Genomic DNA, 1,425 nt, shown 5'->3' with positions numbered 1-1,425 from the left:
GCTCGCCTATCGCCGCATCCTGTTGAAACTTTCCGGGGAGGCGCTGATGGGAGATGAGGACTACGGCATCGACCCCAAGATCATCAACCGCCTGGCCCGTGAGGTCGTCGAGGCCCAGCAGGCCGGCGCCGAAGTCGCCCTGGTCATCGGCGGTGGCAACATCTTCCGCGGTGCAGGCCTGGCCGCTGGCGGCATGGACCGCGTCACCGGCGACCAGATGGGCATGCTGGCCACGGTCATCAACGCACTGGCCATGCAGGATGCGCTGGAAAAAGTGGGCGCCAAGGCCCGCGTGATGAGCGCGATCAAGATCAACGACGTGTGCGAGGACTACATCCGCCGCCGCGCCATCCGCCATCTGGAAAAGGGCCGCCTGGTGATCTTCGCCGCAGGCGTCGGCAGCCCGTTCTTCACCACCGACTCGGGCGCGGCCCTGCGCGCCATCGAGATCGGCGCCGACCTGCTGCTGAAGGCAACCAAGGTCGATGGCGTGTACGACAAGGATCCGAACAAGTACAGCGACGCCGTCCGTTTCGACAGCCTGAGCTACGACGAAGTGATCCGCCGTGGCCTGGAAGTGATGGATACCGCCGCCTTCGCCCTGGCCCGCGACAGCGACCTGCCGATGCGCGTGTTCGACATGGGCCAGCCCGGCGAGCTGCTGAAGATCCTGCACGGCGAGAACATCGGCACCCTCGTCCAGGGCCGCGACCCGGCCTGAGGCTGAGCGCAAGGCGACCTCCGGGCCGATTCAGGCCCGGCGGCGTCCCGTATTCGCCTATAATCGCCCGATTCCAGTTACATCCAGGACCCTGGCGATGCTCAACGACATCAAGAACAACGCGCAGACGCGCATGGCCAAGAGCATCGACGCTCTTAAGCACACCCTCACCTCGATCCGCACCGGCCGCGCAACGCCGGCCCTGCTGGACCGCGTCACGGTCAATGCTTACGGCAACGCCAGCACGCCGCTGAACCAGGTTGCGTCCATTTCCAACCCCGACGCCCACTCCCTGCTGGTCACGCCCTTCGACAAGAGCATGATCAAGGAGATCGAGAAGGGCCTGTACAACATCGAGCTGACCCCGAACACCATCGGCACCTCGATCCGCGTCAACCTGCCGCCGCCGACCGAAGAGCGCCGCAAGGAACTGGCCAAGCAGGTACAGAAGGAAGGCGAAGGCGCCAAGATCGCCGTGCGCAACATCCGCCAGGATGCCAACAAGGAAGTCGCCAAGCTGCTGAAGGACAAGGTCATCAGCGAAGACGAGAAGAAGCGCGGCGAAGACGATATCCAGAAGTTGACCGACGCCAACATCAAGGACATCGACAAGGTCGTCGCCGACAAGGAAAAGGAACTGATGTCGGTCTGAAGTCGATGCCTTCAGTCCCGCCCCCCCTGCCGGCCGCCCTGCCGCGCCACGT

At 64.4% G+C, this 1,425-nt stretch carries 2 protein-coding genes; both read left to right on the top strand.

The features are described 5' to 3' along the window. Positions 1-721, top strand: a 721-nt coding sequence (gene pyrH, locus DBR20_RS10330; RefSeq protein WP_108266125.1) for a UMP kinase, incomplete at its 5' end; no start/stop codon positions are given. Between the two features lie 97 nt (positions 722-818). Continuing rightward, positions 819-1,373, top strand: a complete 555-nt coding sequence (gene frr / locus DBR20_RS10325; protein ID WP_099821430.1) for a ribosome recycling factor — start codon at positions 819-821, stop codon at positions 1,371-1,373. Positions 1,374-1,425: the final 52 nt, after the last annotated feature.

This window comes from Stenotrophomonas sp. HMWF023, from assembly GCF_003060985.1.
Classification (GTDB): Bacteria; Pseudomonadota; Gammaproteobacteria; order Xanthomonadales; family Xanthomonadaceae; genus Stenotrophomonas; species Stenotrophomonas lactitubi.
This window is presented reverse-complemented; position numbering and strand designations above follow the sequence as displayed.

Excerpts from the sequence above, each read along its gene's own strand:
- frr (WP_099821430.1), top strand. The coding sequence starts at position 819 with ATGCTCAACGACATCAAGAACAACGCGCAGACGCGCATGGCCAAGAGC.